Annotated in this window: 3 protein-coding genes; 2 read left to right on the top strand and 1 reads right to left on the bottom strand. The window is 64.9% G+C overall.

All coding sequences use genetic code 11. The features are described 5' to 3' along the window. On the top strand, positions 1 to 580 hold a 580-nt coding region (locus JNK68_16300; GenBank protein MBL8541905.1), incomplete at its 5' end, for a 3-hydroxybutyrate dehydrogenase. A 116-nt stretch (positions 581 to 696) separates the two neighbouring features. On the opposite strand, the gene JNK68_16295 is transcribed toward JNK68_16300, so the two are convergent. Beyond that, entirely contained in the window at positions 697 to 1,269 is a 573-nt protein-coding gene (locus tag JNK68_16295; protein ID MBL8541904.1) for an OsmC family protein, read from the bottom strand. Between the two features lie 151 nt (positions 1,270 to 1,420). Here JNK68_16295 and JNK68_16290 point away from each other — a divergent pair, with 151 nt between their 5' ends. Next, on the top strand, positions 1,421 to 2,455 hold the full coding sequence (locus tag JNK68_16290) for a helix-turn-helix domain-containing protein (protein ID MBL8541903.1): 1,035 nt from the start codon (positions 1,421 to 1,423) through the stop codon (positions 2,453 to 2,455). Positions 2,456 to 2,464 lie beyond the last annotated feature (9 nt).

Below are 2,464 nucleotides of genomic sequence, written 5' to 3'. Positions count from 1 at the left end.
TCAGGTGCGCGAACTCGTCGCCGTGGCGGAGCGCGAATTCGGCACCGTTGACATCCTGGTGAACAACGCCGGCATCCAGCACGTGGCGCCCGTGGACGAGTTTCCCGACGAGAAATGGGAGAAGCTCATCGCGCTCAATCTCTCCTCTGCCTTCTACGCCATCAAGGCCGTGCTGCCGGGCATGAAACGGCGCAACTGGGGACGCATCGTCAACATCGCCTCCGCCCACGCGCTGGTGGCCTCCCCTTACAAGTCCGCCTATGTCGCCTCGAAACACGGGCTGCTCGGGCTCACCAAGTCCGTGGCGCTGGAGACTGCCGACTTCGACATCACCTGCAACGCGATCTGCCCCGGCTACGTGCGCACGCCGCTGGTGGAAGGGCAGATCGAGGATCAGGCGAAAGTCCACAAGCTCTCGCACGAGCAGGTGATCCGCGACGTGATCCTCGCCGCGCACGCGAAGAAGCAGTTCGTGGAGGCGGAGGAACTCGGGGCGCTGGCGGTCCTGCTGTGCAGCGACGCGGGGAAATCCATCACCGGTGCCGCGCTGCCTGTCGACGGGGGGTGGACGGCAAGGTAGGGCAGGGCGACAAACGTCGTCCAGGTTGGGGGGCGCAGAGATCGCGAGCCGCCGCGGGCTACCGAGGGCTCGCAAAGGAGCCGCCAAGCTCGCGGTGGGCGGCTCCGCGCTGCCCGTCAACTCTTGACTGCACGCTCGATCACCACCGGCACCGGTCTGCAGACGGTGTTGCATACCGGTGAGTGCGTCTGCGCGAAGCGGAGCAGGTCGTCGAGCTCTTCGTCGCTGCAGTCGGCCCCGATGTCCATCTTGATCTCGATCTTCCGGTAGCCCGCGGGTACCGCATCATCGAGGGCGAGCAATCCCTGCAGGTCGATGTTGCCGACGAGTTCGGTAGATAGCGACCGGATCTGGATGCCACGTGCGGCGGCGTGCAGCACGGTGGTCGTCGTGACGCAACCCGCGAGCGCATGCAGCAGGAACTCGACGGGATTCGCGCCCTCGTTGTTGCCGAGCAGGACCGGTGGCTCGCCGTTCGTGAACACAAATGGCTCGTGGCGTGATGCGTCTTCCGCGCCCGCACCATAGAAACCCTTGATCGTCGAGCGGTTCTCGCCGCCGTCAATCCATTCGTTGCGCGTACGGAAGGTGAACTGAGCCAGCGCCGGGTCGCGCTTGAGCGCCTCCACGGTCTGCGTCATGGCCTGAGTGTCGAGGCCGTTGAGGTGCATTGATTCCACTTTTCTCATCGTCTGCTGTCCCATTTGTCGTCTCCTTGCAGGTTGGTTTGTCGGTCGTTCCAGGCCCGCGGTAACGGTGCGAGCTTGGCGCCACTATAGGAGTTGACGGGCAGGTCGCTAAGCGGGATTCTTGCCATAAACGGTTCTTTCGTGCCAAGCCATGTCCACGCGCGCCGCACGCTCCTCAAGGTCGATTGAGACGCTGATCGTCGCCGTTCCCGAGTCTGCGGGTTCGGCCCTGTACGGCATGGTCGACGTGCTGATGGCAGCCGGGAATCTCTGGCAGACTCTGGTGCGATCGACGCCGGACGAGCCGCCGTTTCGGGTGCGTGTCGCATCGACGTCGACCCGGCCGTTTCGCTGCGGCAATGGCATCCCGGTCGCACCCGCGTCATCGATTCGCGAAAACCCGAAGGCCGACATCGTCATCCTTCCAGAACTCTGGCTCGGGCCGGACGAACATCTCGCCGGCCGCTATCCGTCCCTCACCCGGTGGATACGCGCGCGCTACGAAGATGGGGCCTGCATCTATTCGGCGTGCTCCGGTTCGCTGATGCTCGCGGAAACCGGTCTCCTCGACGGGCGCGATGCCACCTCGCATTGGGGTTATCGGGATCTCTTCGAGCGGCGCTATCCGCAGATCCGGTTCCGTCCGGAGCCGAACCTGTGCTTCGCGGATGCCGAGGGCCGCATCGTCACCGCGGGCGGCACCACGTCGTGGCACGACCTGGCCTTGCACGTCATCTCGAGGCACGTGAGTCCGGGCGAGGCCATGCGCATCGCCAAGGTCTACCTGCTGAAACGGCACGACGAGGGCCAGTTGCCCTACGCGCCGCTGGTGCGACCGCGGCCGCATTCGGATGCAACGACGAAGGCGTGCGAGACGTGGCTCAGCGAGCATTTTCGTGAGCGGAATGCGGTCGCGGGGGCGGTGAAACACTCGATGATTCCGGAGCGTTCGCTCAAGCGCCGCTTCAAGGCTGCAACGGGCCTCACCCTGATCGACTACCTGCAGAATCTTCGCATCGAAGAGGCCAAACGCCTGCTTGAGACGTCCGCGCGGTCGGCCGACGACATCAGCTTCGAGGTCGGCTACGAGGATGCGTCGTTCTTCCGTCGCCTGTTCCGTCGTCGCACCGGCCTCAGCCCCGTTCAATATCGGCGGGTGTTCAAGCCCCTTCGCCAAGCGGGCTGACGCGCGGCC

The organism is Betaproteobacteria bacterium, assembly GCA_016791345.1.
Taxonomy (GTDB): domain Bacteria; phylum Pseudomonadota; class Gammaproteobacteria; order Burkholderiales; family JAEUMW01; genus JAEUMW01.
The sequence above is the reverse complement of the archived record's forward strand: the minus strand, read 5'-3'. Positions and strand labels throughout refer to the sequence as shown.

Coding starts and splice junctions, on each gene's coding strand:
- JNK68_16290 (MBL8541903.1), top strand. CDS start 1,421: ATGTCCACGCGCGCCGCACGCTCCTCAAGGTCGATTGAGACGCTGATC.
- JNK68_16295 (MBL8541904.1), bottom strand. CDS start 1,269: ATGAGAAAAGTGGAATCAATGCACCTCAACGGCCTCGACACTCAGGCC.